The organism is Mesorhizobium sp. M7A.F.Ca.US.006.01.1.1 (assembly GCF_003997935.1).
GTDB lineage: Bacteria > Pseudomonadota > Alphaproteobacteria > Rhizobiales > Rhizobiaceae > Mesorhizobium.
In genome coordinates, this window is the sequence record NZ_RZQL01000522.1 from 1 (window position 1) to 638 (window position 638).

Below are 638 nucleotides of genomic sequence, written 5' to 3' on the forward strand. Positions count from 1 at the left end.
CTGCAGCCCGGAAGAGATGGGTGAGTGCGCTGCCGATATTGCCAGCGCCAACAATGCCGATTTTCATGTTCGTGCCTTTCTGAGTGGGGGTGAGAATGCTGACAAACCATATTGACCCTTGCATTCTATCGTTATCCGTGCTGCCGTTTGCCAGCGCGAACCGCGTGTCCGGTGTCGCCGCGTCGCCCACTGTCTCACCTTCCTGATGGAAAGGGACGCACCCGGTAAATGAGTTTTCTGTCACCCGCCGAACGGTCTTGAGTTCTGACGTGGCCGCCGCCTCCACGTCCCCGCGACCGGCACCGGTCGCCGCACAAGGTTCGCGCCCGCCGCTCGTACTTGTGGGTACGCGCCCCCGGCGCTCTTCGTAAGGACCACTCTGGAGACCACCTCGATACTGACATTCGGGCGAAGCTGCTGCTATCGTGCAACGCGCGCTGCTCGGTGCCGTTTCGCCGAGGCTTCGGGCGGTTACCTGCGGCTGGGAAGGGTTTGAGATCACGCTTCGCCTGGTGTTTGACGGCGAGGTCGTCGATCAGGATTTTGAAGACGCCGGGATCGTCGCAGCCGACGTGGCCGCCGACTTCCCGGCGCCTGGACCGTAGACGAGGACATCGCTCGACTGGACTATCCTGATG

General features: G+C 62.1%; 2 protein-coding genes. One reads left to right on the top strand and one right to left on the bottom strand.

Annotated elements, in window-relative coordinates; translation table 11 throughout:
• Positions 1-190, bottom strand: a 190-nt coding sequence (locus EN943_RS38135) for a hypothetical protein (RefSeq protein ID WP_206522896.1), incomplete at its 3' end; no start/stop codon positions are given.
• A 235-nt stretch (positions 191-425) separates the two neighbouring features.
• Here EN943_RS38135 and EN943_RS37290 point away from each other — a divergent pair.
• Positions 426-605 (top strand): hypothetical protein, encoded by a 180-nt coding sequence (locus EN943_RS37290; protein ID WP_206522897.1) that lies wholly within the window; start codon positions 426-428, stop codon positions 603-605.
• Positions 606-638: the final 33 nt, after the last annotated feature.